The organism is Pseudomonas sp. B21-009 (assembly GCF_024749345.1).
GTDB lineage: Bacteria > Pseudomonadota > Gammaproteobacteria > Pseudomonadales > Pseudomonadaceae > Aquipseudomonas.
In genome coordinates this window covers 1,234,571-1,260,044 of the sequence record NZ_CP087199.1, presented here as the reverse complement: position 1 = coordinate 1,260,044, position 25,474 = coordinate 1,234,571, and the positions used below count along the sequence as shown (strand labels likewise).

Genomic DNA, 25,474 nt, shown 5'->3' with positions numbered 1-25,474 from the left:
TTGTGTGGCCGGCGATTGGGCTGCAAAGCAGCCTCAGGGCTTACTGGACTTCTTGTGGGGTTTCCTGACCCAGGCAACGCACCGCCTGCTTCTTGTTGTTGACCAGCACACCAGTCAGGCCTTTTTGCGCGGTATCGAACAGCACCAGCACGCCATCGACGCACTGCGCCACCTGGCTGGCCGGCTGCAGGGAGATCTTGTAGTCCTCGCCTGGGATGGTCTTGAGCATGGTGAAGTCGGACAGCAGCAAGGCATCCTCGGGCTTGGCGAAATGCAGGTAACCGTAGTACCACAGGGCCGCGACGGTACCGATGATGCTGCAGACTCCGGTAATGATCAGCGGGATGGCGTTGCGTTCTTCACTCATTGCGACTTCTCGTCAGGGTAGTTGGGGACTTCGGCCAGGCGCCGCAGCCCGTTGAAATGCATCGGGTCGTCCAGAAAGCGCAACATGACCTGGCGCCAGGTCTTGTCGGCAAAGGTCTGCACATGCCCGCCACGGGTCAGCTGCAACACCCTCGGGGGCGGCGCAGCCTGATACAACTGCAGGCCGTTGACCAGCGGCACGATGGGGTCGTCGATGCTGTGGAAGAACAGCTTGGGCGGGGCCTTGATCTGCGCGATCGAATGGATCGCACTGTCGCCATCGGGCACCAGCCACGACAAAGGCACCTGCAGCGGCCAGGTCAACCACGAATTGCTCAGGGCAAAGCGCCCGACCTGACGGTAGCTGGCCGGTACGCCATCGAAGACCATGGCCTTGAAGCGCTCGGCCTGGCGCGGATGCTCGGCCAGGTAATGGATAGCCATTGAGCCGCCCAGGCTCTGGCCCAGCAGGATCTGCGGTTTGCCCTGCACCTCGGGGGCCTGGTCCAGCCAGGCCAGCGCCGCGGCGATGTCCTGGTAGACCTCCGGCAGCCCGGGCTTGCCCTGCGACAGGCCATAGCCGCGGTAGTCGAGCAACAGCACCTGATAACCCTGCTCCGGCAACCACCAACTGCCGCCCAGATGCCAGGCCAGGTTGCCGCCATTGCCGTGCAGGTGCAGCACCGTGCCCTTGACCTCGACACCGGCCTTGGCCGGCAGCCACCAGCCATGCAGGCGGGTGCCGTCGGCGGCGGTCAGGGTTACGTCGCGGTACGCGAGTTTGGCTTTCTCGGGGGTGAACGGCTGGCCAGGCTCGGGATAGAACAACAGCGAACTGCAGCCGCCCAGACTCAGCAGCACCAGCAGCAGGCCCAGATGCCTGCGCCATGCTTCAGAGAATGTTCGAGTAATCGGCTTCAATCCGGTCCAGGCTCAGGTGGTTGAGGAAGTTGGAGAAACACATCCAGGCCGACAGCGCGTTGAGGTCGCGAAACTGCTCAGGCAGGTACTTGGGCGGTTCCACCAGGCCTTCATCGACCAGTTGGCGCAAGGTGCGCATGTCTTCAAGGGTGGTCTTGCCGCAGAACAACAAGGGGATCTGTTCGAGCTTGCCCTTGCGCACGGCCAACTGAATATAGTTGTAAACCATGATAAAGCCCTTGAGATAGGACAAGTCCTTGGTAAACGGCAAGCCGTTGGGCACCGAGCCACGGAACACCCGGCTGGCGTTGCCGTAGCTTTCGGCCATCTCGAAGCCCTGGGCGCGGAAAAACTCATACACCTGCATGAAGTCGGCGCCCTCCTCGACCATGTGGATGGCGCGGGTGCGGTTGGTCAGCTTGCGCAGGCGGCTGGGGTAGGAGGCGAAGGCGATCACTTCCATGAGGATCGCCAGGCCTTCCTGGGTCACGGTCGACGAGGGCGGGCCCTTGGCCAGGAAGGTGCAGATCGGCTGGTTGAGACCGTTGAGGGTGGTGCCGACGTGCACCAGACCTTCGTGAACCTCTAGCGCGCGCACATCGCGGCTGTTGAACATGGCGTCGGCGCGGATCTTGATGTAGTCGGCGCCAGCGGCGGCGTCGGCGACGATACCGTCGGACTCGAACACGCGGATGGTGTCTTCGGCCTCGTTGAACACCTTGTTCAGGCGGCCCTGCAGCATCTCCACGGCCTGCTTGGCGGTGAGGTTCTTCGGCTCGTCCTTGAGGTCGCCACGGCCGTCGATGTTGTTCAGGTAGTCCGAGAGCATCAGGCCGAGGTCGGCCAGGGTCGGGTCACCGGCATGGAAGGCATCGGAGGCGGCGCCGTACAGTTCCTGGGAGATCAGGCCGAAATCCTCGGTGCCGCGCGCTTCGAGCATGCGCACCACCATGCGGTATTCCTTGCACATGCGCCGCATGATCTGCCCGACCGGGTTGAACTGGCCAAGCTGGCGGGTGATGTCGCGCTCGATGTTCTGGAACTCGAGCTTGACTGCCGCCGAGTCGAACGACAGCGGCCGGCCCTGGTAGTAGGCGCGGTCTACCGCTGGCAGCTCCTTGCCCTTGGCCTTGAGGAAACCCTGGCGGATATTGTCGTCCCACTTCACCGCATCGAGCACGCGAATGGGCGTTTGCGCCAGGACAATGCGATCAGACAGGGCACGTATCGTCTGCTGGTACTCGTCCACCCTACACTCCTTGAATTGCGCTGATTACTTGCCGGCCCGCTTGAAGCGCGCCACTTCGATGAACAGGTCGGAGTTGGCCGGATCGTCCAGGTAAGCCAGGACGCGCTCGGCCGGGCTGTCGATTAGAACCCCTTCGCCGTTTTCTTCGGGCACCTCGATACTGCGGCCGCTGAGTTCTTTCTTCTGCACGGCCTGGTTAACCTGCTCGACATCGAGGTTGTAGACCACCAGTTCCTTGTTATCGAGCACTTCAAAACCGCCGATCAGGAAGTTGCCGCCCAGACGCTTGGGCACGCCGGCCGAGAGGTACCAGCGATTGCCGTGCTGGGACACGGTGAAGGCGTACTCGTCGCGCTTCTTGTTCTTGCCGATGGCCACTGCCTTGTAGGCGTTGCCACCGCTGCGGCTGATCTGCAGGGTCAGCGGCTCGCCCCAGGCGTCCTTGCTGGTCCAGGTGCCGAGCAGGGCCTTGGGTGCAGGTTTGTTGCCCGGAATCGGCTCGTTGAAGGTGACCAGACAACCGCCAAGCAGCAAGAACGACAATGCCAACAGCAGGGTTCTGGCTTTCATCAACCTCTCCTTGAAATAGGTTCGCGCCTTACACCGACGCCAAGACCAGATGCAGGTACCGGGTAAGAATAGCGAGCATCGGCGCTTCAGCCTGGGCTTGTTCAGCGTCGAGCAGGCCCTGATATTCCATCTGCTCGATAATCGCCGTCAACACCAGGGCATCCTGTTGTGGCTGACGTGAGCCTACCACCTGCAGCATCTGCACGGCGCCGCGCAGCAGAATCTGCTCGTGCAGCTTGACCAGCTCGGCCAGGCGCGGGCACAGCAGCGCCTCCTGGCGAAAGGCCTGCTCGGCCATCAGAAAGTCGCGGCGGTTATGCAATTGGCGCTGCACATAGTCGGTGGTCATCTTCGCTACTTCATCGGCCAGGCGCGCCCGCCACTGCGGGCTGCCATCGCCCTGGGAGAGCAACTGGCGCAGCACCACCTCGGTGTTCTCCCAGAGCTTGGCCATGTAGGCCGCGCTGCGTTCGACATACTGGGCGAAGGTGTCGGTGAGCAGGTCTTCGATGTCCTTGAAGTAATAGGTGGTCGCCGACAGCGGCACGCCGGCCTCGGCCGCCACCGCGCGGTGGCGCACGCCGCGCACGCCATCACGCACAACGATGCGCATGGCCGCGTCGAGGATCTGCTGGCGGCGCTGCTCGCTGCCTTCGCGGCTGGCCTTGCGGCCCTGGTACTGCACGCTTTCGGCCACCGCTGTAGCCACGCAGGCGGCGCCTTGTTGAGTCATTGCAGGAGTCACTGCTGGTCTACCCCAAACGTTGGATCCGATCGATGAATTTCTTCCAGGCATGAAAAAGCCGCCCCGGAAGGCGGCTTGTTCAGTTCGCTCAGGCCTGTGGGCGCATGTGCGGGAACAGGATGACGTCGCGAATCGATGGCGAGTTGGTCAGCAGCATCACCAGACGGTCGATGCCGATGCCTTCACCGGCGGTTGGCGGCATGCCGTATTCCAGGGCACGGACGAAGTCGGCATCGTAGTGCATGGCTTCGTCGTCACCGGCGTCTTTCTCGGCCACCTGGGCCATGAAACGCTCGGCCTGGTCTTCGGCATCGTTGAGCTCGGAGTAGGCGTTGGCGATTTCACGGCCACCGATGAACAGCTCGAAGCGGTCGGTGACGTTCGGGTTGTCGTCGTTGCGACGAGCCAGCGGCGAGACTTCGAACGGGTACTGGGTGATGAAGTGCGGCTGCTCGAGCTTGTGCTCGACCAGCTCTTCGAAAATCATCACCTGCAGCTTGCCCAGGCCTTCGAAGCCGAGCACCTTGGCGCCGGCTTTCTTGGCGATCTCGCGGGCCTTGTCGATGTCCTGCAGGTCGGCGGCGCTGATCTCGGGGTTGTACTTGAGGATCGAGTCGAACACCGACAGGCGCACGAACGGCTCGCCGAAGTGGAACACCTTGTCGCCGTACGGCACGTCGGTGCTGCCCAGAACCAGCTGGGCCAGTTCACGGAACAGCTCCTCGGTGAGGTCCATGTTGTCTTCGTAGTCGGCGTGGGCCTGGTAGAACTCGAGCATGGTGAACTCGGGGTTGTGCCGGGTCGAAACGCCTTCGTTACGGAAGTTGCGGTTGATCTCGAAGACCTTCTCGAAACCACCGACCACCAGGCGCTTGAGGTACAGCTCCGGGGCGATGCGCAGGAACATCTGCATGTCCAGGGCATTGTGGTGGGTTTCGAACGGCTTGGCTGCGGCGCCACCAGGAATGGTCTGCAGCATCGGCGTCTCGACTTCGAGGAAGTCGCGGGCCATCAGGAAGTTGCGGATGTGGGCGATGACCTGCGAGCGAACGCGGAAGGTGTGGCGGGTTTCATCGTTGACCATCAGGTCGACGTAGCGCTGGCGGTAGCGCTGCTCGGTGTCGGTCAGGCCGTGGTGCTTGTCCGGCAGCGGGCGCAGCGACTTGGTCAGCAGGCGCACGCTGGTCATTTCGACGTACAGGTCGCCCTTGCCGGAGCGCGCCAGGGTACCTTCGGCGGCGATGATGTCGCCCAGGTCCCAGGTCTTGACCGCGGCCAGGGTTTCTTCCGGCAGGGTCTTGCGGTTGACGTAGACCTGGATGCGCCCGGTCATGTCCTGGATCACCATGAACGAGCCACGGTTGAGCATGATGCGCCCGGCAACCTTGACCGGAATCGCTGCAGCTTCCAGCTCTTCCTTGGTCTTGTCGACATACTGTTTCTGCAGGTCGTTGCAGTAGCTGTCACGGCGGAAGTCGTTGGGGAAGGCGTTACCCTTGGCGCGCTCGGCAGCAAGTTTTTCCTTGCGCAGCGCGATCAGGTTGTTTTCTTCCTGTTGCAGGTCTTGCGATTCGGTCTTCAGGTCGCTCATGTCGTCATTCTTTCCATCAGGTATTCGTTGCCCTTTTCGGGCAGGGCACGCGATGCCGGCGGGCAGCCGGGCATCGCGGCGGTGGTGTGCGGCTTACAGCCCCTGCTTGAGGCTCGCTTCCAGGTACTGGTCGAGGTCGCCGTCCAGCACCTTCTGGCAGTCGCTGCGCTCGACGCCGGTACGCAGGTCCTTGATACGCGAGTCATCCAGCACGTACGAACGGATCTGGTGGCCCCAGCCGATGTCCGACTTGCTGTCTTCCAATGCCTGCGAGGCGGCGTTGCGCTTCTGCATTTCCAGCTCGTACAACTTGGCCCGCAGCATTTTCATGGCGGTGTCCTTGTTGGCGTGCTGGGAGCGTTCGTTCTGGCAGGCCACCACGGTGTTGGTCGGCACGTGGGTGATACGTACTGCCGAGTCGGTGGTGTTTACGTGCTGGCCACCGGCGCCCGAGGAGCGGTAGGTGTCGACGCGCAGGTCGGACGGGTTGATGTCGATTTCGACCTTGTCGTCGATCTCGGGCGACACGAACACCGCCGAGAACGAGGTGTGGCGACGGGCGCCGGAGTCGAACGGGCTCTTGCGCACCAGGCGGTGCACGCCGATCTCGGTACGCAGCCAGCCGAAGGCGTACTCGCCCTTGATGTGCACGGTGGCACCCTTGATGCCGGCGACTTCACCCTCGGAAAGCTCGATGATGGTGGCGTCGAAACCGCGCTTGTCGGCCCAGCGCAGGTACATGCGCAGGAGGATGTTGGCCCAGTCCTGCGCTTCGGTACCACCGGAACCGGCCTGGATGTCCAGGTAGGCGTTGTTCATGTCCATCTCGCCGCTGAACATGCGACGGAACTCAAGCTGTGCCAGGCTTTCTTCCAGACCTTGCAGCTCGGTCACGACGTCGCTCGCGGCGCCTTCGTCATTTTCCTCGACGGCCATGTCGAGCAGGTCCTGGCAGTCGGCCAGGCCACCGGACATTTTGTCCAGGGTCTCGACGACCTGCGCCAGCATGGCACGTTCGCGGCCCAGGGCCTGAGCGTACTCGGGCTTGTTCCAGACGTTCGGGTCTTCGAGCTCGCGGTTGACTTCGATCAGGCGGTCATGCTTTTGATCGTAGTCAAAGATACCCCCGAATGGACTCGGAGCGCTCGGTGAGGTCCTTGATGGTGTTCAGGATCGGTTGGATTTCCATGGGCGGGCAGCTCTCGTGCGTATTCTGTAGAAAAGCCGGAGAGTATAGCGGAGTTACAGCTTCAAGCGGCAAGCTACAAGCGACAAGAGGCCAGAGAAATGCCCGGCGCTGCAGTTTTTCTTGCCGCTTGAAGCTTGCCCCTTGTAGCTGCCGTCAATCCACCCCGACCTGGTTACGGCCGTTGTTCTTGGCCAGGTACAGGCCTTTGTCCGCTGCCGAAATCAGTTGCCGGCAATGGCTGCCGATACCCGGGGTGAGGGTCGCCAGGCCGATACTCACGGTGAGCACCGAGTCGGCGTTGGGCATGGTGTGGGCGATGTTCATCGCCGCCACGGTCTGGCGCAGTTTTTCCGCCACCAGGCGGGCGCCACCCGGCGAGGTGTTGGGCAGCACCAGGGCGAATTCCTCGCCACCGTAACGGGCCGGCAGGTCGCTGGGGCGGGCGCAGGAGGCGCGAATGGCTTCGGCGACCTTGCGCAGCGCTTCGTCACCGGCCAGGTGGCCGAAGGTGTCGTTGAACGACTTGAAATAGTCGACATCGATCATCAGCAACGACAACTGCGCCTGTTCGCGCATGGCCCGGCGCCATTCCAGCTCCAGGTACTCGTCGAAGTGGCGACGGTTGGAAAGCCCCGTGAGGCCGTCGGAGTTCATCAGCCGCTGCAGCACCAGGTTGGTGTCGAGCAACTGCTGCTGACTGACGCGCAGGGCGCGGTAGGCCTCGTCGCGCTGCAGCAGGGTCAGGTAGGAGCGTGAGTGGTAGCGGATACGCGCCACCAGCTCGATGTTGTCCGGCAGCTTCACCAGGTAGTCGTTGGCCCCGGCGGCAAAGGCGGCGCTCTTGACCAGCGGGTCCTCCTTGGTCGACAGGACGATGATCGGGATGTCCTGGGTCGCCGGGTTGTTGCGGTATTCGCGCACCAGGGTCAGGCCGTCAAGGCCAGGCATGATCAGGTCCTGGAGAATCACCGTGGGCTTGATGCGCACAGCCTGGGCCACCGCCTGGTGCGGGTCGGCGCAGAAGTGGAAATCGATGTTCTCTTCGTGAGCCAGGCCACGCCGCACCGCTTCGCCGATCATTGCCTGATCGTCGACCAAGAGGACCATTGCCGAATTTTCATTCATGGTCGGAAAACCGTCGAGCGGTAAATCATTCATGCGCTGTCACCTGGTCACTGCCGGCCAGCCGGCGTGGCTCAATACATATCGTCATTTTGGAAAAATTTCCATCAATCGCGCGGCGATTCGCTCCAGAGGGCGAATTTCGACGGCGGCGTCTATCGCGGCGGCTGCCTTGGGCATGCCGTACACCGCGCTGCTCTGCTGATCCTGGGCGATGGTCAGAAAGCCCTGTTGGCGCATCAGCTTCAGGCCCTGGGCGCCATCGCGCCCCATGCCGGTGAGCAGTACGCCGACCGCGTCGCCGCGCCAGTAGCGGGCCACGCTTTCAAAAAATACGTCGATCGAGGGCCGGTAGATTTCGTTTACCGGCTCAGCGGTATAGGCCAGGTTGCCGTTCTTGAGCAGGCGAATGTGGTGGTTGGTGCCGGCCAGCAGCACCTGCCCCGGTTGCGGCGGCTCGCCTTCGCTGGCCAGGCGCACCGCCAGGCCCGAGGCGCTGCTGAGCCATTCGGCCATGCCGGCGGCGAACACCTGGTCAACGTGCTGGACCAGCACGATGGCCGCCGGAAAACTGCGCGGCAAGCCCTTGAGCAGCACTTCCAGGGCCGCCGGGCCGCCCGCCGAAGAACCAATGGCAACCAGGCCCTGGCGCTGCGCGGCTTCTCGCACCGGCGCGGCCATGGCCCGGGTCGGGGTGCTGCGCTGCTGGCCGATCAGCCAGCCGATATTGAGGATCTTGCGCAGCAGCGGCGCTGCCGCTTCACGCGGATCGCCGGCGCCAAGGGCCGGAGTATCGACCACGTCGAGGGCGCCATGGCCCATGGCCTCAAACACCCGGTGGACGTTCTGCTGGCGGTCGACGGTGACGATCACGATGGCGCACGGCGTTTCGGCCATGATCCGCCGGGTGGCCTCGACGCCATCCATGACCGGCATGATCAAATCCATGAGGATCAGGTCCGGTAACTGCTCGGCACACAGCTTGACCGCATCGGCGCCATTGCTGGCGACCCAGATCACCTGATGGGCCGATTCGAATGCCAACGCCCGGCGCAAGGCCTCCACGGCCATGGGCATATCGTTGACGATGGCGATTTTCATCCCTGCGCTCCCCCGATCAGCTCGACGACGGCGTCGAGCAAGGCATCATCGTGAAAACTGGCCTTTGCCAAATAGTAGTCGGCCCCGGCGTCCAGTCCACGGCGACGATCTTCTTCGCGGTCTTTGTACGACACCACCATCACCGGCAGCGATTGCAGGCGGCTGTCGCGCCGCAGCAGCGTGACCAGTTCGATACCGTCCATGCGCGGCATGTCGATGTCGGTGATCAGCAGGTCGAAGTCTTCGCTGCGCAAGGCGTTCCAGCCGTCCATGCCGTCGACCGCAACGGCCACTTCATAGCCTTTGTTGCTCAGCAGCTTGCGCTGCAGTTCGCGCACGGTCAGCGAGTCGTCGACCACCAGCACGCGCTTGCGCGCCGCCTCGCGCACGCTGCGCTGGCCGCGCTCGATACGCTCCAGGCGGCCGGTGCTGAGGAGTTTTTCCACCGAACGCAGCAGGTCTTCGACGTCGATGATCAGCACCACCGCGCCGTCGTCGAGCAAAGCCCCGGCGGAAATATCCTGGACCTTGCCCAGGCGCGCATCCAGCGGCATCACCACCAGCACCCGTTCGCCGATCAGGCGCTCGACCGCCACGCCGTAGAGCATGTCGCGCTCGCGAATCACCACCACCTTGATGCTCTGCCCTTCACCCTGGCTTGGCGGACGGTTGAGCAACTGGCTGGCCGCGACCAAACCGATATGCCGGCCCTCATGCCAGAAATGCTGGCGCCCCTCGATCTGCACGATGGCCTCGGCCGGCAGCTCCAGGGTGCGTTCGATATGTGCCAGCGGGAAGGCATAGGCTTCGGCGCCAACCTCGACCACCAGGCTGCGCACCACCGACAGGGTCAGCGGCACTTCGAGGTGAAAGCAACTGCCCTGGCCGCTGGTCTGGGTCAGCTCGATCGAGCCGCGCAACTGGCGAACCATGTGCTGCACGGCGTCCAGGCCGACACCGCGCCCGGACACCTCGGTAACCCGGTCACGCAGGCTGAAACCGGGCAAAAACAGGAAGGTCAGCAGCTCGGCCTCGCTCATCTGCGCCACGGTTTCGGCCGGTGACAACTGGCGCTCGACGATGCTCTGGCGCAAGTGTGCCAAGTCGACGCCGCCGCCATCGTCGCTGATCTCAAGCACCAGCAGGCCGGCCTGGTGCGAGGCACGCAGGCGGATCTGCCCTTCCAGGGGCTTGCCGGCCACCAGGCGCCGCTCGGGCGATTCGATACCGTGATCGACGGCATTGCGCAGCAGGTGGGTCAAGGGCGCTTCGAGCTTCTCCAGCACGTCGCGGTCGACCTGGGTTTTCTCGCCGTCGATGTCCAGGCGCACCTGCTTGCCCAGCGAGCGACCAAGGTCACGGACCATGCGGCTTTGCCCGGTCAGCACATCGGCAAACGGACGCATGCGACAGGCCAGTGCGGTGTCGTACAGCAGCTGCGCGCGCTGGCTGGCCTGCCAGCCGAACTCATCGAGATCGGAGGCTTGCTGCAACAGAATTTGCTGGGTCTCACCGAGCAGACGCTGGGCCTGGGCCAAAGCGTCCTGGACTTCGGCGCTCTGGCCGCTGCTTTCCAGTTGCTGCTTGAGGCCATCGAGGGCGCGGATGCTTTGCCCGTGCATGCGCTTCAGGCGCTGCAGGGTGGCCAGGTAAGGCTTGAGCCGCTGGGTTTCGACCAGCGATTTGCTCGACAGGTCGAGCAGGCTGTTCAAGCGCTCAGCCGTGACCCGCAAGACCCGCTCACCGCCCTCGGTCGTGCGTTTGCCGCTGCGCACCGGCGCGGCTTCGACCTCGGGCTCGGGGTCAACGCTTGGCAGCTCGACCGCCAGTGGTTCGGGTTCGGGCTCGGGTTCCGGCAATGGCGGCGCTGCGATCGCAGGCGCTGCTGGTGCACCTGGGTCGAGCAACGCGGCCATCTGCACCAGAAAGGTCTGCACCGCGGCGTCGATACTGGCATCGCCCGGCGTGGCGATGCGCATCAGCAGGTCGGTGCCCTGCAACAGCGCATCGATGTGCTCCGGGCGCAGCAGCAAGCGGCCTTCCTGGGCGCCGACCAGGCAGTCTTCCATGACATGGGCGACGCTGACCCCGGCATCGACGCCGACAATCCGCGCCGCGCCCTTGAGCGAATGGGCTGCGCGCATGCACGCTTCAAGCTGGTCGGCCTGGGTCGGGTTGCGCTCCAGCGCCAGCAGCCCGGCACTGAGCACCTGGGTCTGGGCTTCGGCCTCCAGGCTGAACAGCTCGAGCAACGAGGCGTCGCGCATTTGCTCTGGGGTCATGACAGGCTCCGGTTCACGGCAGACAGCACTTGGTCTTCATCCAGCACGCGAACACTGCGTCCGCGCCATTGCAGCACCGCTGCGGTAAAACGCGTTTCGCCCTGCTCGGCCCCCAGACGGACGGGGTCCAGAGCATGGATGCCGTCCACTTCATCGACCTGGACCACCACCGAGCCGCCGGCAGCGGCGATGATCAGCATGCGCGGCATGATCCGCGCCGAGGTTGGCGCCGAACCCTGGGTTTCAAGGCCGAGCAGGTCGCCCAGCGACAGGCAGGGCACCAGCGCGCCACGTACATTGGCCACGCCATGCAGCACCCGCGAGCGCTGGTGTGGCAGGGAATGCACCTGCTGCAGCGGCGCAACCTCGACCAGGCAGCGGGTGGCCAGCGCCAGCCACTCCTCGCCCAGGCGAAACAGCAGCAATGAGCGGCCACTGCTGGCTTGCTCAGGCGCCTCGCTCTGCTCGTGGGCTTCCTGAGACAACGAATAGCGGTCCAGCAGGCGCGTCGCTGCAGCGGCATAGACGTCGCAGTTGCGGCAGTGAATATGTTCATCAAGCAGCGGGCAGCTCTTGTCACCGTGTACGCCGATACGGTTCCAGCAATCGTCGATGCTGGCGGCGTCACTGGCGACCAGTTGCACGTCGTTGTCACCCATCATTGCTCAGACTCCCGGTCAGCGCGCCGTGCGGCCCGTTCCTGCAGGCGCCGGGCGCCTGCGACATCACCTTGCGAAGCCAGCAGCGCGGCCAGGTGCACCAGTGCCTCCGGATGCTGGGGGTCAAGGTACAGCGCCTTGCGGTAATGGCTCAGGGCTTCACCGCTGTCGCCGGCGGTATCACTGAGCAAGCCCAGCCAGTAGAACACCTGGGCCGTGGGCGGATACTGCTGCAGGTAACGGGTACACGCGGCCTGGGCCTCGGTGCTGCTACCGGCATTGGCCAGTTGGGCGATCTGCGCCAGCAATTGGCTGGCCGCATCCTGCGCGGCGGGCTTCGCCGGCGGCGGCGCAATCGGCTTGAGCTTGCGGACTGTCAGCGGCGCCGACGCCGGGCGCGGCACGCTGGCCGCCGTCACCGGCACTGTCAACGGCAAAGGGATCGCCAACGGCTTGCTCGGCGGCGCCGGCTGCATTTCAGCCTGGCGTACGTAGGCAAAGGATTGGGCAATGCCCACCGGGCGCATGCCCATGCGCGCCAGCAGGCTGCCTTCGGCCGGGCCGATGAACAGCACACCTTGCTCATGGATCAGGCTTTTGAGCACCTCGAACACCCGCTGCTGGGTGGGGACGTCGAAATAGATCAGCAGGTTGCGGCAGAACACGAAATCGTAACTGCCCTCCCGGGCCTTGAGCGCCGGATCCAGGACATTGCCGACCTGCAGCTTGACCTGCTGGCGAACCCGCTCATCGAGGCGCTGGCCTTCGTCGCTGTCGCTGAAGTGCCGCTCGCGAAAGTCCAGGTGCGAGCCACGGAACGAGTTGCGCCCGTACAGCGCCTGTTCGGCGCAATCAATCGAATTGGGGCTGATGTCCATAGCGTCGACGCGAAAGCTGTGCCCGGCAAAGCCGCCGTCGAGCAGGGCCATGGCAATCGAATACGGCTCTTCGCCGGTCGAGCACGGCAGGCTGAGGATGCGCAGCGGGCGCATGCCACCGAGCTCGGCCAGGCGTTTGCGCGCCAGGGTCACCAGGGCGTTGAACGACTCCGGATAACGGAAGAACCAGGTTTCCGGGACGATCACCGCCTCGATCAGCGCCTGCTGCTCCTGGCTCGACTGCTGCAGGCGCAGCCAATAGTCATCCAGGTCGCGGGCTTCGAGGGTTGCGCAGCGCTGACGCAAGGCGCGCTCGACCATCGCTGCGCCGACCGAGGCGACATCCAGACCGATCCGATCCTGCAAAAAGCGAAAGAAGCGCTGTTCGCCACTCATGCCAGGCCCTCGTCGCTCGCCGCCAGCTCAGGCGGGAACAACAGCTGGCGCACCTCGGCGCTGAGCAGGTCCTGCACACCGATGCACTGCAGCAAACCGTGGGCATCCTCGCGCACCGGCCCCAGGTAAGGCGCCTGCTGGTTGTCCAGGCCATAGGACTGGAACTCGGCGGGGTCGCAACGCAGGGTATCGGTGGCCTGTTCGAGGATCAGCCCCAGCCGCAAGTGCGGGCGCAACGGGTCGGCACGGTAGTGCACCAGGACCAGGCGCGTGCTGGTGCGCACCGGCGCCGGCAAACCGAAGCTCAAGGCGCCGACGTCGATCACCGGTACCAGCGCGCCACGATGCGCCAGCACCCCGGCCACCCAGGCCGGGGTCTGGGCAATGGGCTTGAGCGGCAGACGCGGCAGCACTTCGGCGACCTCATGGGCGTCCAGGGCAAAGCGCTGGTCGCCGATGCGAAACACCAGGTACAGGGTGCCGTGGGAGGCCGCATCCTGGTTGCGGCGAGGCTGAAGGTCGTTCATCGGCAGGTCAGACTTTGAACCGCGACACGCCGCCACGCAGGCCGGTGGCCACCTGGCTCAGTTCGTCAATGGCAAAGCTGGCCTGGCGCAACGATTCGACCGTCTGGCTGCTGGCATCGCCCAACTGCGCCAGGGCGTGGTTGATCTGTTCGGCGCCGGTGGCCTGAGCCTGCATGCCTTCGTTGACCATCAACACCCGCGGCGCCAGGGCCTGGACCTGGTGAATGATCTGGGTCAGTTGCTCGCCGACCTGCTGCACCTCGAACATGCCGCGGCGTACTTCTTCGGAGAACTTGTCCATGCCCATGACCCCGGCCGACACCGCCGACTGGATCTCGCGAACCATCTGCTCGATGTCGTAGGTAGCCACGGCAGTCTGGTCGGCCAGGCGCCGCACTTCAGTGGCGACCACGGCGAAACCACGGCCGTACTCACCGGCTTTTTCCGCCTCGATGGCGGCGTTGAGCGAGAGCAGGTTGGTCTGGTCGGCGACCTTGACGATGGTCACCACCACCTGGTTGATGTTGCCGGCCTTCTCGTTGAGGATCGCCAGCTTGTTGTTGACCAGATCGGCCGCGCCCATCACCTGGTGCATGGTCTCTTCCATGCGCGCCAGGCCCTGCTGGCCGGAGCCGGCCAGGATCGAGGCCTGGTCGGCGGCCGAAGTGACTTCGGTCATGGTCCGCACCAGGTCGCGGGAAGTCGCGGCGATTTCCCGCGAAGTGGCGCCGATTTCGGTGGTGGTGGCAGCGGTCTCGGTGGCGGTGGCCTGTTGCTGCTTGGAGGTGGCGGCAATCTCGGTCACCGAAGTGGTGACCTGCACCGAAGAGCGCTGGGCCTGGGACACCAGGTTGGTCAGTTCGCCCATCATTTCGTTGAAGCCGGTTTCCACCGCGCCGAACTCATCCTTGCGGTCCAGGTTCAGGCGCACGCTGAGGTCGCCGCCGCTGAGCTTGTCCAGGGCATGGACGATACGCTGCATCGGTGCGGTGATGGCGCGCATCAGCACCAGGCCGCAGATGGTTGCGGCGACAATCGCCAGCAACAGCGAGACGATCATGCTGAACTTGGCCGTGGCCACGGCGCTGACGATGGAGTCGGTGGCGGATTCGGCCGAATGACGGTTGCGCTCGATCACCCCGTTCAGGTGCTTGCGGCCATCGACCCAGGCCGGGGTCAGCACCTCGGCGAGCAGGCGCTGGGCTTCGGAGTAATCCTTCTTGCGGTAGGCCTCCAGGACGCTATCCACCGCTTTCAGGTAGCCCGCTTCGAGCTGGCCGAACTGGTCGAAGCTGGCCTGGTCGTCCTTCTCGCGAATGGTCGCCTGGTAGCTGGCCATGTGCTGTTTGAGGCGCTCTTCAAAGCCCTTGTACAGCTCCATGTCGGCCGAGGTGAGCTCGCGGTGGTCACTCAGGCCCACCAGCTGCTGGGTCAGTACATAGCTGTCGACCCAGGCGCTGCGGATCATGGAGCTGTAGTAGACCCCGGGGATGCTGTCGGTTCGCACCGCTTCCTCGCCGGACTCTATGGCCACCAGTCGCGAATAGGCAGCGACCACCATCAGCGACATGATGGCGATAATCACGGCGAAGCTCGCCAGGATCCGTTGGCGCAAGGTCCAGTTTTTCACAGTCAGCCCTCAAGTGTTCTACGCGAGCAGGAAAAATGGGCAGAGTATAGCCCAGCGGCTGCGCGCTTTTGCGGCTGACTTAACGGCTGGATCGGGCCAAACGGGCTAGATACTGGCCATTAGCCCGGTTTCATTGACTGGCAGCAAGTTTTACCTGGTTTTCCAGCTCGCTCTTGAGCGCCGGGTCAAGCTTGAGCTGGCGCGCCAGTTCGTCCAGGTAGGCACGCTCCATGAAATGCTCCTCGTCCACCAGCATGACACTGGCGATGTACATTTCGGCGGCCATTTCCGGGGTGCTGGCGGCGCGGGCGACGTCGGCCGGGTCCAGCGGTTTGTTCAGCTCGGCGTGCAGCCAGTGTTGCAGTTCCTGGTCGCTGGACAGCTTGACGAATTCGCCCTCGATCAGCGCCCGCTCGCGGTCATCGACATGGCCATCGGCCTTGGCCGCTGCCACCAGCGCCTTGAGGATCGCCTGGCTGTGCTGCTCGACCTGGGCCGGCGGCAGGCGGTCGAGGGTTTGCGGCTCACCCTGCACCGCAGTGCCCTGCTTGGCCTGCCAGTTGCCGTAGGCCTTGTAGGCGATCACCCCGAGGGCCGCCAGGCCGCCGTAGGTCAGGGCCTTGCCGCCGTACTTGCGAGCCTTTTTGTTGCCCAGCAGCAAGCCCATCGCCCCTGCCGCCAGGGCACCGCCGCCGGCACCGGAGAGCAGGCTGCCCAGGCCACCACCGCCCTTGCCGCCGAGCAGGTCGCCAAGGCCGCCGGATTTGCCGGCAGGGCTTTTGCCGCCCTGGTTCTGCAGCAGGTCCTGGCCGGATTTGAGCAGTTGATCAAGCAAGCCGCGGGTGTTCATGGGGCATCTCCATGGGGAGGAAAGAAGCCCAAAGAGTACTGCCGCAGGCTGAAGCGAAGCTGAATGCATTTGCTTCCAGATGTTGCCTACGCTTAAACCAGCTATACCTGCACTTTCACCGCCCCGAGATAATTCCAACAAGAGGGAACACCATGTTCGTGCACAAGACCGCCACGCTCTGCGCCCTGAGCACCGCCCTGCTGGCCAGCGCCAGCCTGCAGGCCGCCGAACCCCTGAAAGCCGTGGGCGCCAGCGAAGGCCAGCTGGATATCGTCGCCTGGCCGGGTTACATCGAGCGCGGTGAAAGCGACAAGGCCTACGACTGGGTGACCGGCTTCGAGAAGGACACCGGCTGCAAGGTCAGCGTCAAGACCGCCGCCACCTCCGACGAGATGGTCAGCCTGATGACCAAGGGCGGTTACGACCTGGTCACCGCCTCCGGTGACGCCTCGCTGCGCCTGATCGCCGGCAAGCGCGTGCAGCCGATCAATACCGCGCTGATCCCCAACTGGAAGAACCTCGACCCGCGGCTCAAGGACGGCGCCTGGTACGTGGTCAACCAACAGGTGTACGGCACGCCCTACCAATGGGGTCCGAACGTGCTGCTGTACAACACCGAGGTGTTCAAGCAGGCGCCGACCAGCTGGAGCGTGGTTTTCGAGCCGCAGGAGCTGCCCGACGGCAAGCCCAACAAGGGCCGGGTGCAGGCCTACGACGGGCCGATCTACATCGCCGATGCGGCGCTGTACCTGAAGTCGGCCAAACCTGAACTGGGCATCCACAACCCCTATGAACTGAACGAAACCCAGTACCAAGCGGTGCTCGACCTGCTGCGCCAGCAACATCCGCTGATCCACCGTTACTGGCACGATGCCACGGTGCAGATGAGTGACGTCAAGAACGAGGGCGTGGTCGCCTCCAGTTCCTGGGGCTACATGGTCAACGGCCTGCAAGCCGACAAACAGCCGGTGGCCTCGACCATTCCCAAGGAAGGCGCCACCGGCTGGGCCGACACCACCATGCTGCACAGCGAGGCCAAGCACCCCAACTGCGCCTACAAGTGGATGGACTGGTCGCTGCAGCCCAAGGTCCAGGGCGACGTAGCGGCCTGGTTCGGCTCGCTGCCCGCGGTGCCGGCGGCCTGCAGCGGCAGCGAACTGCTCGGCGCCGAGGGCTGCAAGACCAATGGTTTCGACCAGTTCGACAAGATCGCCTTCTGGAAGACCCCGCAGGCCGAAGGGGGCAAGTTCGTGCCCTATAGCCGCTGGACCCAGGACTATATTGCGATCATGGGCGGCCGTTAGGGCCCTATCGCGGGGCAAGCCCGCTCCCACCTGAAGACGCGGGCTTGCTCCCTCTTGCTGGAGCTTCGCACCATGACCCTTGCAGTGCAGTTCACCAATGTCTCGCGCACCTTTGGCGAGGTCAGGGCGGTTGACCAGGTGTCGATCGACATCCACGACGGTGAGTTCTTCTCGATGCTCGGCCCCTCAGGGTCGGGCAAGACCACCTGCCTGCGCCTGATTGCAGGCTTCGAGCAACCCAGTGCCGGGTCGATCCGCATCCACGGTGAAGAGGCGGCGGGGTTGCCGCCCTACCAGCGCGACGTCAACACGGTGTTCCAGGACTACGCGCTGTTCCCGCACATGAACGTGCGCGACAACGTCGCCTATGGCCTCAAGGTCAAGGGCGTGGCCAAGGCCGAACGCCATGCCCGCGCCGAAGAGGCCCTGGCCATGGTTGCCCTGGGCGGCTATGGCCAGCGCAGGCCGGTGCAACTGTCTGGCGGCCAGCGCCAGCGCGTGGCCCTGGCGCGGGCGCTGGTCAATCGCCCGCGGGTGCTGCTGCTCGATGAACCGCTGGGAGCGCTGGACCTGAAACTGCGCGAGCAAATGCAGGGCGAGCTGAAAAAGCTGCAGCGCCAATTGGGCATCACCTTCATCTTTGTCACCCATGACCAGACCGAGGCGCTGTCGATGTCGGACCGCGTCGCGGTGTTCAACCGCGGCCGCATCGAGCAGGTCGACACTCCACGCAACCTGTACATGAAGCCGGCGACCACTTTCGTCGCCGAGTTCGTCGGCACCTCGAATGTGCTGCGCGGCGCATTGGCGCAGCAGCTCAATGGCAGCCAGCTGCCGTTCTCGATCCGCCCGGAACACATCCGCCTTGGCGACCAGCCGGCGGCCAGCAACGAAATCCAGGTCAGCGGCCTGCTCCACGATATCCAGTACCAGGGCAGCGCCACCCGCTACGAGCTGCAGCTGGACAACGGCCAGTTGCTGAGCATCAGCCAGGCCAACAACCAGTGGCAGGAACACGCCGCGCCCTGGCAGCCCGGCCAGCGCCTGCAGGCACGCTGGGCCCGCGAGGCGATGACGGCGTTGCAGGAAACCGTGCCCGGCGAGGGCCACTGAAATGACCCAGGCTCTGGCAAACAGCGCGCCGGGCGTCATGCGGCGCTTCTCGACCCTGCTCTACCGGCGCCCCAACCTGTACCTGGCGCTGCTGCTGGTGCCGCCGCTGCTGTGGTTTGGCGCGATCTACCTGGGGTCGCTGCTGAGCCTGCTGTGGCAGGGTTTCTACACCTTCGACGACTTCACCATGGCGGTCACCCCTGACCTGACCCTGGGCAACTTCGCTGCGCTGTTCAACCCATCGAACTTCGACATCATCCTGCGCACCCTGGGCATGGCCATCGCCGTGTCGCTGGCTAGCGCCGTGCTGGCCTTCCCCATCGCCTACTACATGGCCCGCTACACCAGCGGCAAGACCAAAGCGTTCTTTTATATCGCGGTGATGATGCCGATGTGGGCCAGCTACATCGTCAAGGCCTACGCCTGGACCCTGCTGCTGGCCAAGGGCGGCGTGGCCCAGTGGTTCGTCCAGCAACTCAACCTGGGGCCGGTGCTGCAGTTCATCCTCGCTATTCCCGGGGTCGGCGGCAGCACCCTGTCGACCTCGCACCTGGGGCGCTTCCTGGTGTTCGTGTACATCTGGCTGCCGTTCATGATCCTGCCGATCCAGGCTTCGCTGGAACGCCTGCCGCCGTCATTGCTGCAAGCCTCGGCGGACCTTGGCGCGCGGCCGCGACAGACCTTCATGCAGGTGATCCTGCCGCTGTCGGTGCCGGGCATAGCCGCAGGCTCGATCTTCACCTTCTCGCTGACCCTGGGCGACTTTATCGTCCCGCAACTGGTCGGCCCGCCCGGCTACTTCATTGGCAGCATGGTCTATGCCCAGCAGGGCGCCATCGGCAACATGCCCATGGCTGCCGCCTTTACCCTGGTGCCGATCGTGCTGATTGCCGTGTACCTGACCATAGTCAAACGCCTGGGGGCCTTCGATGCACTCTGAACGCGCCTCGATCGGCCTGCGCCTGGCGGCCTGGGGCGGGCTGGTGTTCCTGCACTTCCCGATCCTGATCATCTTCCTCTATGCCTTCAACACCGAGGACGCCGCCTTCAGCTTTCCGCCCCAGGGCTTGACCCTGAAGTGGTTCAGCGTGGCGTTTGCGCGCCCGGACGTGCTGGAGTCGATCAAACTGTCGCTGCAGGTCGCCTGCCTGGCGACGCTGATCGCCCTGGTGCTCGGCACCCTGGCCTCGGCGGCGCTGTACCGGCGCAGCTTTTTCGGCAAGGAGAGCATCTCGCTGATGCTGATTTTGCCCATCGCCCTGCCCGGGATCATCACCGGCATCGCCCTGCTCTCGGCATTCAAGACCCTGGGGATCGAGCCGGGCATTTTCACCATCGTCGTCGGCCACGCCACCTTTTGCGTGGTGATCGTCTACAACAACGTCATCGCCCGCCTGCGGCGCACCTCGAAGAGCCTGATCGAGGCGTCGATGGACCTGGGCGCCGACGGCTGGCAGACCTTTCTCTACATCGTTTTGCCCAACCTCGGCTCGGCACTGCTGGCCGGCGGCATGCTGGCCTTTGCCTTGTCGTTCGATGAAATCATCGTCACCACCTTCACCGCTGGCCACGAGCGCACCCTGCCAATCTGGCTGCTCAACCAGTTAAGCCGGCCGCGCGATGTGCCGGTCACCAACGTAGTGGCCATGTTGGTGATGCTGGTGACCATGCTGCCGATCCTCGGCGCCTATTACCTGACCCGCGGCGGCGAAAGCGTAGCCGGCAGCGGCAAATAACTCCTGGAGGACTGGACCATGCAAACCCGAATGTTGATCAACGGCCAACTGGTGGACGGCGAAGGCGCAGGCTACGCGGTGCTCAACCCGGCGCTGGGTAGCGTGCTGGTGGAAGTCAACGAGGCCAGCGAGGCCCAGGTCGATGCTGCCGTGCGCGCCGCCGACCGTGCCTTCGACAGCTGGTCGCAGACCACGCCCAAAGAGCGTTCGCTGTTGCTGCTCAAACTTGCCGACGCCATCGAGGCCCACGGCGAAGAGCTGGCCCGCCTGGAGTCGGACAACTGCGGCAAACCCTATGCCGCCGCGCTCAATGACGAGATCCCGGCGATCGCCGATGTGTTCCGCTTTTTTGCCGGTGCCAGCCGCTGTCTGGGCGGCTCGGCTGCCGGTGAATACCTGCCGGGGCATACCTCGATGACCCGTCGCGACCCGCTGGGCGTGGTCGCCTCGATCGCGCCGTGGAACTACCCGCTGATGATGGTTGCCTGGAAGATCGCCCCGGCGCTGGCCGCCGGCAACACCGTGGTGCTCAAGCCGTCGGAGCAAACGCCGCTGACTGCGCTGCGCCTGGCAGAACTTGCCAGCGAGCTGTTGCCGGCCGGCGTGCTGAACATTCTTTTCGGCCGCGGGCCGAGCGTCGGCACGCCGCTGGTGACCCACCCGAAAGTGCGCATGGTGTCGCTGACCGGCTCGATCCCAACCGGCGCCAACATCATCGCCAGCACCGCCGACAGCGTGAAGCGCATGCACATGGAACTGGGCGGCAAGGCCCCGGTGATCATTTTTGATGATGCCGATATCGACGCCGCGGTCGACGGCATCCGCACCTTCGGCTTCTACAATGCCGGCCAGGACTGCACCGCCGCCTGCCGCATCTATGCCCAGAGCGGGATCTACGAGCAATTCGTCGAAAAGCTCGGCAAGGCCGTGGCCAGCATCAAGCATGGCCTGCAGAACGACCCGGACACCGAGCTCGGCCCGCTGATCACCGCCCAGCACCGCGACCGGGTGGCGGCCATGGTCGAACGGGCGGTTGCCCAGCCGCATATTCGCCTGGTCACCGGTGGCAAGGCGGTGGCCGGTGACGGTTTCTTTTTCGAACCTACGGTGCTGGCCGATGCCCAGCAGGATGACGAGATCGTCCGCCGCGAGGTGTTCGGGCCGGTGGTCTCGGTAACCCGTTTCGACGATGAAGCGCAGGCCCTGGCCTGGGCCAACGATTCCGACTACGGCCTGGCGTCGTCGCTGTGGACCGCCGACGTCGGCCGTGCCCATCGCGTTTCGGCGCGCCTGCAGTACGGCTGTACCTGGGTCAACACGCACTTTATGCTGGTCAGCGAAATGCCCCATGGCGGTCAGAAACTGTCTGGCTATGGCAAGGATATGTCCATGTACGGGCTGGAGGACTACACCTGCGTCCGGCATGTGATGTTCAAACATTAAGGTAAGGACACCCATGGAAATCACCCGACGCGACTTCATCAACGGAGTCGCCATCGGCGTCGCAGCGGGCCTGACCCCGCTGCAACTGCTTCAGGCGGCCCCCAGCGGGCGCTATTACCCACCGGCCTTGACCGGTTTGCGGGGCAGCCATGTCGGCGCCTTCGAAGTTGCGCACCAGATGGGCTGGGAGAAAAAGACCTTCGCCACCGACGCCCTGCCGATCAGCGAGGAATACGACCTGGTGGTGGTCGGCGGCGGCATCAGCGGCCTGGCGGCGGCGTTCTTCTATCGCGAGAAACATCCCGCCGCGAAGATCCTGATCCTCGAGAACCACGACGATTTCGGCGGCCACGCCAAGCGCAACGAGTTCAGCGCCGGTGGGCGGATGATCCTCGGTTATGGCGGCAGTGAAGCCTTGCAGTCGCCCAACCATCTGTACAGCAAGGAGGTCAACAGCCTGCTGCAAAAGCTTGGCGTCGATATCAAGCGTTTCGAGACCGCCTTTGACCGCAGCTTCTACCCCGACCTGGGCCTGTCGCGCGCGGTGTTCTTCGACCAGGAAACCTTCGGCGAAGACAAGCTGGTCACTGGCGACCCGACGCCGATGGTCGCCGACGACATCGCCCCGAGCCAGCTCAACGCCCGCCCGATTGCCGATTTCATCAATGACTTCCCCTTGCCCGCAAGCGACCGCAAGGCGCTGATCGACCTGCACCAGGCGCCGCGCGACTACCTGGCCGGCAAGTCGCTGGAGGACAAGACGGCCTATCTGGAGCGCACCAGCTACCGCGACTTCCTGCTCAAGGACGTCGGCCTGTCGGCCAGGGCGGTCAAGTACTTCCAGGGCCGCACCAACGACTTCATGGCCGTGGGCATCGATGCCGTCGCCGCTGCCGACGCCTACTCTGTCGGCTTCCCGGGCTTTGCCGCGATGAACCTGGCGCCGCTCAGCGAGGAAGCCAAGGCGGAGATGGAAGAGCCCTACATCTACCACTTCCCCGACGGCAACGCCTCGCTGGCACGCCTGCTGGTGCGCAGCCTGGTGCCATCGGTGGCGCCGGGCCAGAGCATGGAAGACATCGTCCTCGCCAATTTCGACTACAGCCAGCTCGACCGCGCCGGGCAACCGCTGCGCCTGCGCCTGAACAGCACGGCGGTGAGCGTGCGCAACGTCGCGGGTGGAGTCGATGTCGGCTACAGCCGCGCCGGGCAACTGGCCAAGGTGCGCGCCAAGCACTGCGTCCTGGCCTGCTACAACATGATGATCCCCTACCTGCTGCGCGACCTGTCGGCCGAACAGGCCCACGCCCTGAGCCAGAACGTCAAGTTCCCGCTGGTGTACACCAAGGTCATCGTGCGCAACTGGCAAGCGTTCCAGAAGCTTGGCGTGCACGAGATCTACGCCGCCACCCAGCCCTACAGCCGGATCAAGCTCGACTACCCGGTGAGCCTCGGCGGCTACGAACATCCACGCGACCCGGCGCAGCCCATCGGCCTGCACATGGTGTTTGTCCCGACCAGCCCCGACAGCGGCATGAGCAGCCGCGACCAGGCCCGTGCCGGACGCGGGCGCCTGTACGGCACCTCATTCGAGGTACTGGAAAGCCAGCTGCGCGAGCAGTTGCAACGCATGCTGGGTCCTGGTGGCTTTGACCACAACAAGGACATCCTGGCGATCACGGTCAACCGCTGGCCCCATGGTTATGCCTGCTCCACCAATACCCTCTACGACGACCCGGCGCAGATCGAGCAGTGGATGGAGCTGGCGCGCCAGCCCGTGGGCAAGGTCAGCATCGCCAACTCGGACGCGGCCTGGAGCGCCTATGCCCATGCGGCGATTGATGAGGCGTGGCGTGCGGTGGGGGAACTGGGCTAAATCCAGGAAACCTCCTTCATCCATAACGGCTTCGCCCTACGGACATCCCATTGCTGCATCGAAGACGGTATCATAATCTGATACCATGAATAAACATCAGGGCTGAAGTCAATCTTCAGCAAACCGATACCCGGCAATCTGGAATGGGCTCGCATCGAATCTTTGTTGGTCGGTGCGGGAGCCCGGGTAATCGAAGGCAGAGGTTCACGCGTGCGCTTTGAACTCAATGGTGTGATCGCGACGTTCCATCGCCCTCATCCGGATAAAGATGCCAAGCCTTATCAGATCCGCGATGCGCGGTACTTTCTGGAACAGGCAGGAGTGACCCCATGAATGTCATGAACTACAAGGGCTACGCCGCCCGTATTGAATACAGCGATGAAGACCAATTGCTGATCGGCCATGTCGCCGGTATACGCGATGTGATCGGCTTTCACGCGCAATCGGTCCCGCAGTTGCGCAGCGCCTTCGAAGAAGCCGTGGATGACTACCTTGATACCTGCGCGCGCCTGGGACGTGAACCACAGAAAGCTTACTCGGGGAAATTGAGCTTGCGCCTTGAGCCGACGCTGCATGCCAGCGTCGCGCAAAAAGCTGAGTTGGCAGACAAGAGCATCAACCAGTGGGTCAGCGATGTGTTGAGCCAGGCCGCACATGCCTAAGGCCCGCTCCCACAGAGGGTTTATGTACGCCGACCCTGTGGGCGCTGGCTTGCCTGCGATCGAGCGCGAAGCGCTCGCCATTCAGTCAATCGCGTAAATCAGACTCATGTATCGGCTGCTCGCGACTGGTAGCCCGCTGATACTGCGCCGGCCACACCGCCTTGTTGCCGCCCAGGTCGTCGTCGGCGTGCAGCGGCCAGTACGGGTCGCGCAGCAATTCGCGGGCGAGGAAGATGATATCGGCCTGCGCGGTACGCAAGATGGTTTCAGCCTGCATTGGGTCGGTGATCATGCCCACCGTCCCGGTGGCGATCCCCGCCTCTTCCCGGACTTTGGCCGCGAACTGAGTCTGATAGCCCGGCCCGGTCGGGATCTCGGCTTTTACCGAGGTGCCGCCAGAGGACACGTCGATCAGGTCCACGCCCAGTTTGCGCAGGCGCTTGGCCAGCTCCACGGTCTCATCCGGGTTCCAGCCATCCTCGACCCAATCGGTGGCCGATAGCCGCACGAACACCGGCAACTCGGCTGGCCACACCTCGCGCACCGCTTCGGTCACTTGCAGGGTCAGGCGAATGCGGTTTTCAAAGCAGCTGCCGTACTGGTCGCGGCGCTGGTTACTCAATGGCGACAGGAACTGGTGCAACAGGTAGCCATGGGCGGCATGCACTTCGACCACCTTGAAACCGGCCTCAAGGGCGCGCCGGGCAGCGGCGACAAAGGCCTGGATGATCTCGCCGATCTGCGCTTCGTTCAGTTCGCTGGGGGCTGTGTGCTCCGGGTCGAAGGCAATTTTCGAGGGCCCCACTGGCACCCAGCCGCCATCGTCGACCTTGACGCTGCCATGCTTGCCCAGCCACGGCCGATGGGTGCTGGCCTTGCGCCCGGCATGGGCCAGCTGAATGCCGGGCACCGCGCCCTGGGCGGTGATGAAACGGGTGATGCGTTGCAGCCCCGGGATCTGCGCGTCGTCCCACAAGCCCAGGTCTTGCGCGGTAATGCGCCCGTCGGCAGTCACGGCAGTGGCTTCGGTGAAAATCAGCCCGGCACCACCCACCGCGCGGCTGCCCAGGTGCACCAGGTGCCAGTCATTGGCCAGGCCGTCGACACTGGAATACTGGCACATGGGTGAGACGGCAATGCGGTTGGGCAGGATCAGCTGGCGCAGGGTATACGGCTCAAGCAGCAGGCTCATGGGGCACCTCTCAAATCAAGTGGTAAGGCTCCAGGTAGTTGACCGGCCGACTACAGAATCTTCCCCGCAGGT

The 25,474-nt window shown here is 64.2% G+C and carries 24 protein-coding genes; 8 read left to right on the top strand and 16 right to left on the bottom strand.

Annotated features, from left to right (window positions below):
• Positions 1-40: 40 nt before the first annotated feature.
• The 15 genes from LOY34_RS05690 to LOY34_RS05620 form a co-directional block, all read right to left on the bottom strand.
• The gene (locus LOY34_RS05690) at positions 41-367 is read right to left on the bottom strand and encodes a hypothetical protein (protein ID WP_195885810.1); all 327 of its coding nucleotides are present in this window, start codon (positions 365-367) and stop codon (positions 41-43) included.
• Entirely contained in the window at positions 364-1,287 is a 924-nt protein-coding gene (locus tag LOY34_RS05685; RefSeq protein WP_045193665.1) for an alpha/beta hydrolase, read from the bottom strand. Before LOY34_RS05685 ends, LOY34_RS05690 begins: the two co-directional genes overlap by 4 nt.
• Positions 1,259-2,536 carry a flavohemoglobin expression-modulating QEGLA motif protein gene (locus LOY34_RS05680; protein WP_045193667.1) on the bottom strand — a complete coding sequence of 426 codons (1,278 nt, stop codon included), beginning with the start codon at positions 2,534-2,536 and terminating at the stop codon, positions 1,259-1,261. Before LOY34_RS05680 ends, LOY34_RS05685 begins: the two co-directional genes overlap by 29 nt.
• A gap of 24 nt (positions 2,537-2,560) precedes the next feature.
• On the bottom strand, positions 2,561-3,106 hold the full coding sequence (locus tag LOY34_RS05675) for a hypothetical protein (RefSeq protein WP_045193668.1): 546 nt from the start codon (positions 3,104-3,106) through the stop codon (positions 2,561-2,563).
• A gap of 28 nt (positions 3,107-3,134) precedes the next feature.
• Positions 3,135-3,839 carry a TetR/AcrR family transcriptional regulator gene (locus LOY34_RS05670; RefSeq protein ID WP_093386736.1) on the bottom strand — a complete coding sequence of 235 codons (705 nt, stop codon included), beginning with the start codon at positions 3,837-3,839 and terminating at the stop codon, positions 3,135-3,137.
• 100 nt (positions 3,840-3,939) lie between these two features.
• Positions 3,940-5,442, bottom strand: coding sequence for a lysine--tRNA ligase (gene lysS, locus LOY34_RS05665; RefSeq protein WP_045193670.1), 1,503 nt, complete (start codon positions 5,440-5,442; stop codon positions 3,940-3,942).
• A gap of 93 nt (positions 5,443-5,535) precedes the next feature.
• Positions 5,536-6,631 (bottom strand): peptide chain release factor 2 gene (gene prfB, locus LOY34_RS05660; protein ID WP_143013309.1). Its coding sequence is split into 2 segments (ribosomal slippage): positions 5,536-6,558 and positions 6,560-6,631, totalling 1,095 coding nucleotides; the frame shifts between segments, so codons are not numbered across the junction.
• A gap of 153 nt (positions 6,632-6,784) precedes the next feature.
• Positions 6,785-7,789: a PleD family two-component system response regulator gene (locus tag LOY34_RS05655; protein WP_045193671.1), complete on the bottom strand. Its 1,005-nt coding sequence runs from the start codon at positions 7,787-7,789 to the stop codon at positions 6,785-6,787.
• A gap of 51 nt (positions 7,790-7,840) precedes the next feature.
• Complete coding sequence (locus LOY34_RS05650; protein WP_195885809.1) at positions 7,841-8,854, bottom strand: chemotaxis response regulator protein-glutamate methylesterase; 1,014 nt, start codon at positions 8,852-8,854, stop codon at positions 7,841-7,843.
• Complete coding sequence (locus LOY34_RS05645; protein ID WP_045193674.1) at positions 8,851-11,136, bottom strand: hybrid sensor histidine kinase/response regulator; 2,286 nt, start codon at positions 11,134-11,136, stop codon at positions 8,851-8,853. The genes LOY34_RS05650 and LOY34_RS05645 overlap by 4 nt, the downstream gene beginning before the upstream one ends.
• A complete protein-coding gene (locus tag LOY34_RS05640; protein ID WP_045193675.1) occupies positions 11,133-11,798 on the bottom strand; it encodes a chemotaxis protein CheW in 666 nt (221 codons plus the stop codon). Before LOY34_RS05640 ends, LOY34_RS05645 begins: the two co-directional genes overlap by 4 nt.
• Positions 11,795-13,069: a protein-glutamate O-methyltransferase CheR gene (locus LOY34_RS05635; RefSeq protein ID WP_195885808.1), complete on the bottom strand. Its 1,275-nt coding sequence runs from the start codon at positions 13,067-13,069 to the stop codon at positions 11,795-11,797. Before LOY34_RS05635 ends, LOY34_RS05640 begins: the two co-directional genes overlap by 4 nt.
• Entirely contained in the window at positions 13,066-13,596 is a 531-nt protein-coding gene (locus tag LOY34_RS05630) for a chemotaxis protein CheW (protein ID WP_195885807.1), read from the bottom strand. Before LOY34_RS05630 ends, LOY34_RS05635 begins: the two co-directional genes overlap by 4 nt.
• A 7-nt stretch (positions 13,597-13,603) precedes the next feature.
• A complete protein-coding gene (locus LOY34_RS05625; RefSeq protein WP_195885806.1) occupies positions 13,604-15,226 on the bottom strand; it encodes a methyl-accepting chemotaxis protein in 1,623 nt (540 codons plus the stop codon).
• 130 nt (positions 15,227-15,356) lie between these two features.
• Positions 15,357-16,076, bottom strand: coding sequence for a tellurite resistance TerB family protein (locus tag LOY34_RS05620; RefSeq protein ID WP_195885805.1), 720 nt, complete (start codon positions 16,074-16,076; stop codon positions 15,357-15,359).
• Positions 16,077-16,228: 152 nt separating this feature from the next.
• Here LOY34_RS05620 and ydcS point away from each other — a divergent pair, with 152 nt between their 5' ends.
• The 8 genes from ydcS to LOY34_RS05580 all read left to right on the top strand — a co-directional run bounded on the left by ydcS (position 16,229) and on the right by LOY34_RS05580 (position 24,210).
• A complete protein-coding gene (gene ydcS / locus LOY34_RS05615) occupies positions 16,229-17,380 on the top strand; it encodes a putative ABC transporter substrate-binding protein YdcS (RefSeq protein WP_195885804.1) in 1,152 nt (383 codons plus the stop codon).
• Between the two features lie 72 nt (positions 17,381-17,452).
• Entirely contained in the window at positions 17,453-18,493 is a 1,041-nt protein-coding gene (locus tag LOY34_RS05610; protein ID WP_045193684.1) for an ABC transporter ATP-binding protein, read from the top strand.
• Between the two features lies 1 nt (position 18,494).
• Positions 18,495-19,433: an ABC transporter permease gene (locus LOY34_RS05605; RefSeq protein WP_045193686.1), complete on the top strand. Its 939-nt coding sequence runs from the start codon at positions 18,495-18,497 to the stop codon at positions 19,431-19,433.
• Positions 19,423-20,229 carry an ABC transporter permease gene (locus LOY34_RS05600; protein WP_195885803.1) on the top strand — a complete coding sequence of 269 codons (807 nt, stop codon included), beginning with the start codon at positions 19,423-19,425 and terminating at the stop codon, positions 20,227-20,229. The genes LOY34_RS05605 and LOY34_RS05600 overlap by 11 nt, the downstream gene beginning before the upstream one ends.
• An 18-nt stretch (positions 20,230-20,247) precedes the next feature.
• Positions 20,248-21,672, top strand: coding sequence for a gamma-aminobutyraldehyde dehydrogenase (locus tag LOY34_RS05595; RefSeq protein ID WP_195885802.1), 1,425 nt, complete (start codon positions 20,248-20,250; stop codon positions 21,670-21,672).
• 13 nt (positions 21,673-21,685) lie between these two features.
• Entirely contained in the window at positions 21,686-23,548 is a 1,863-nt protein-coding gene (locus LOY34_RS05590; protein ID WP_195885801.1) for an FAD/NAD(P)-binding protein, read from the top strand.
• Between the two features lie 126 nt (positions 23,549-23,674).
• A complete protein-coding gene (locus LOY34_RS05585) occupies positions 23,675-23,881 on the top strand; it encodes a type II toxin-antitoxin system HicA family toxin (RefSeq protein WP_408980910.1) in 207 nt (68 codons plus the stop codon).
• On the top strand, positions 23,878-24,210 hold the full coding sequence (locus tag LOY34_RS05580; protein ID WP_093386790.1) for a type II toxin-antitoxin system HicB family antitoxin: 333 nt from the start codon (positions 23,878-23,880) through the stop codon (positions 24,208-24,210). The genes LOY34_RS05585 and LOY34_RS05580 overlap by 4 nt, the downstream gene beginning before the upstream one ends.
• Positions 24,211-24,295: 85 nt before the next feature.
• Here the strand turns inward: LOY34_RS05580 and LOY34_RS05575 are convergent, their stop codons facing one another.
• Positions 24,296-25,402: an NADH:flavin oxidoreductase/NADH oxidase gene (locus tag LOY34_RS05575; RefSeq protein WP_195885800.1), complete on the bottom strand. Its 1,107-nt coding sequence runs from the start codon at positions 25,400-25,402 to the stop codon at positions 24,296-24,298.
• Positions 25,403-25,474 lie beyond the last annotated feature (72 nt).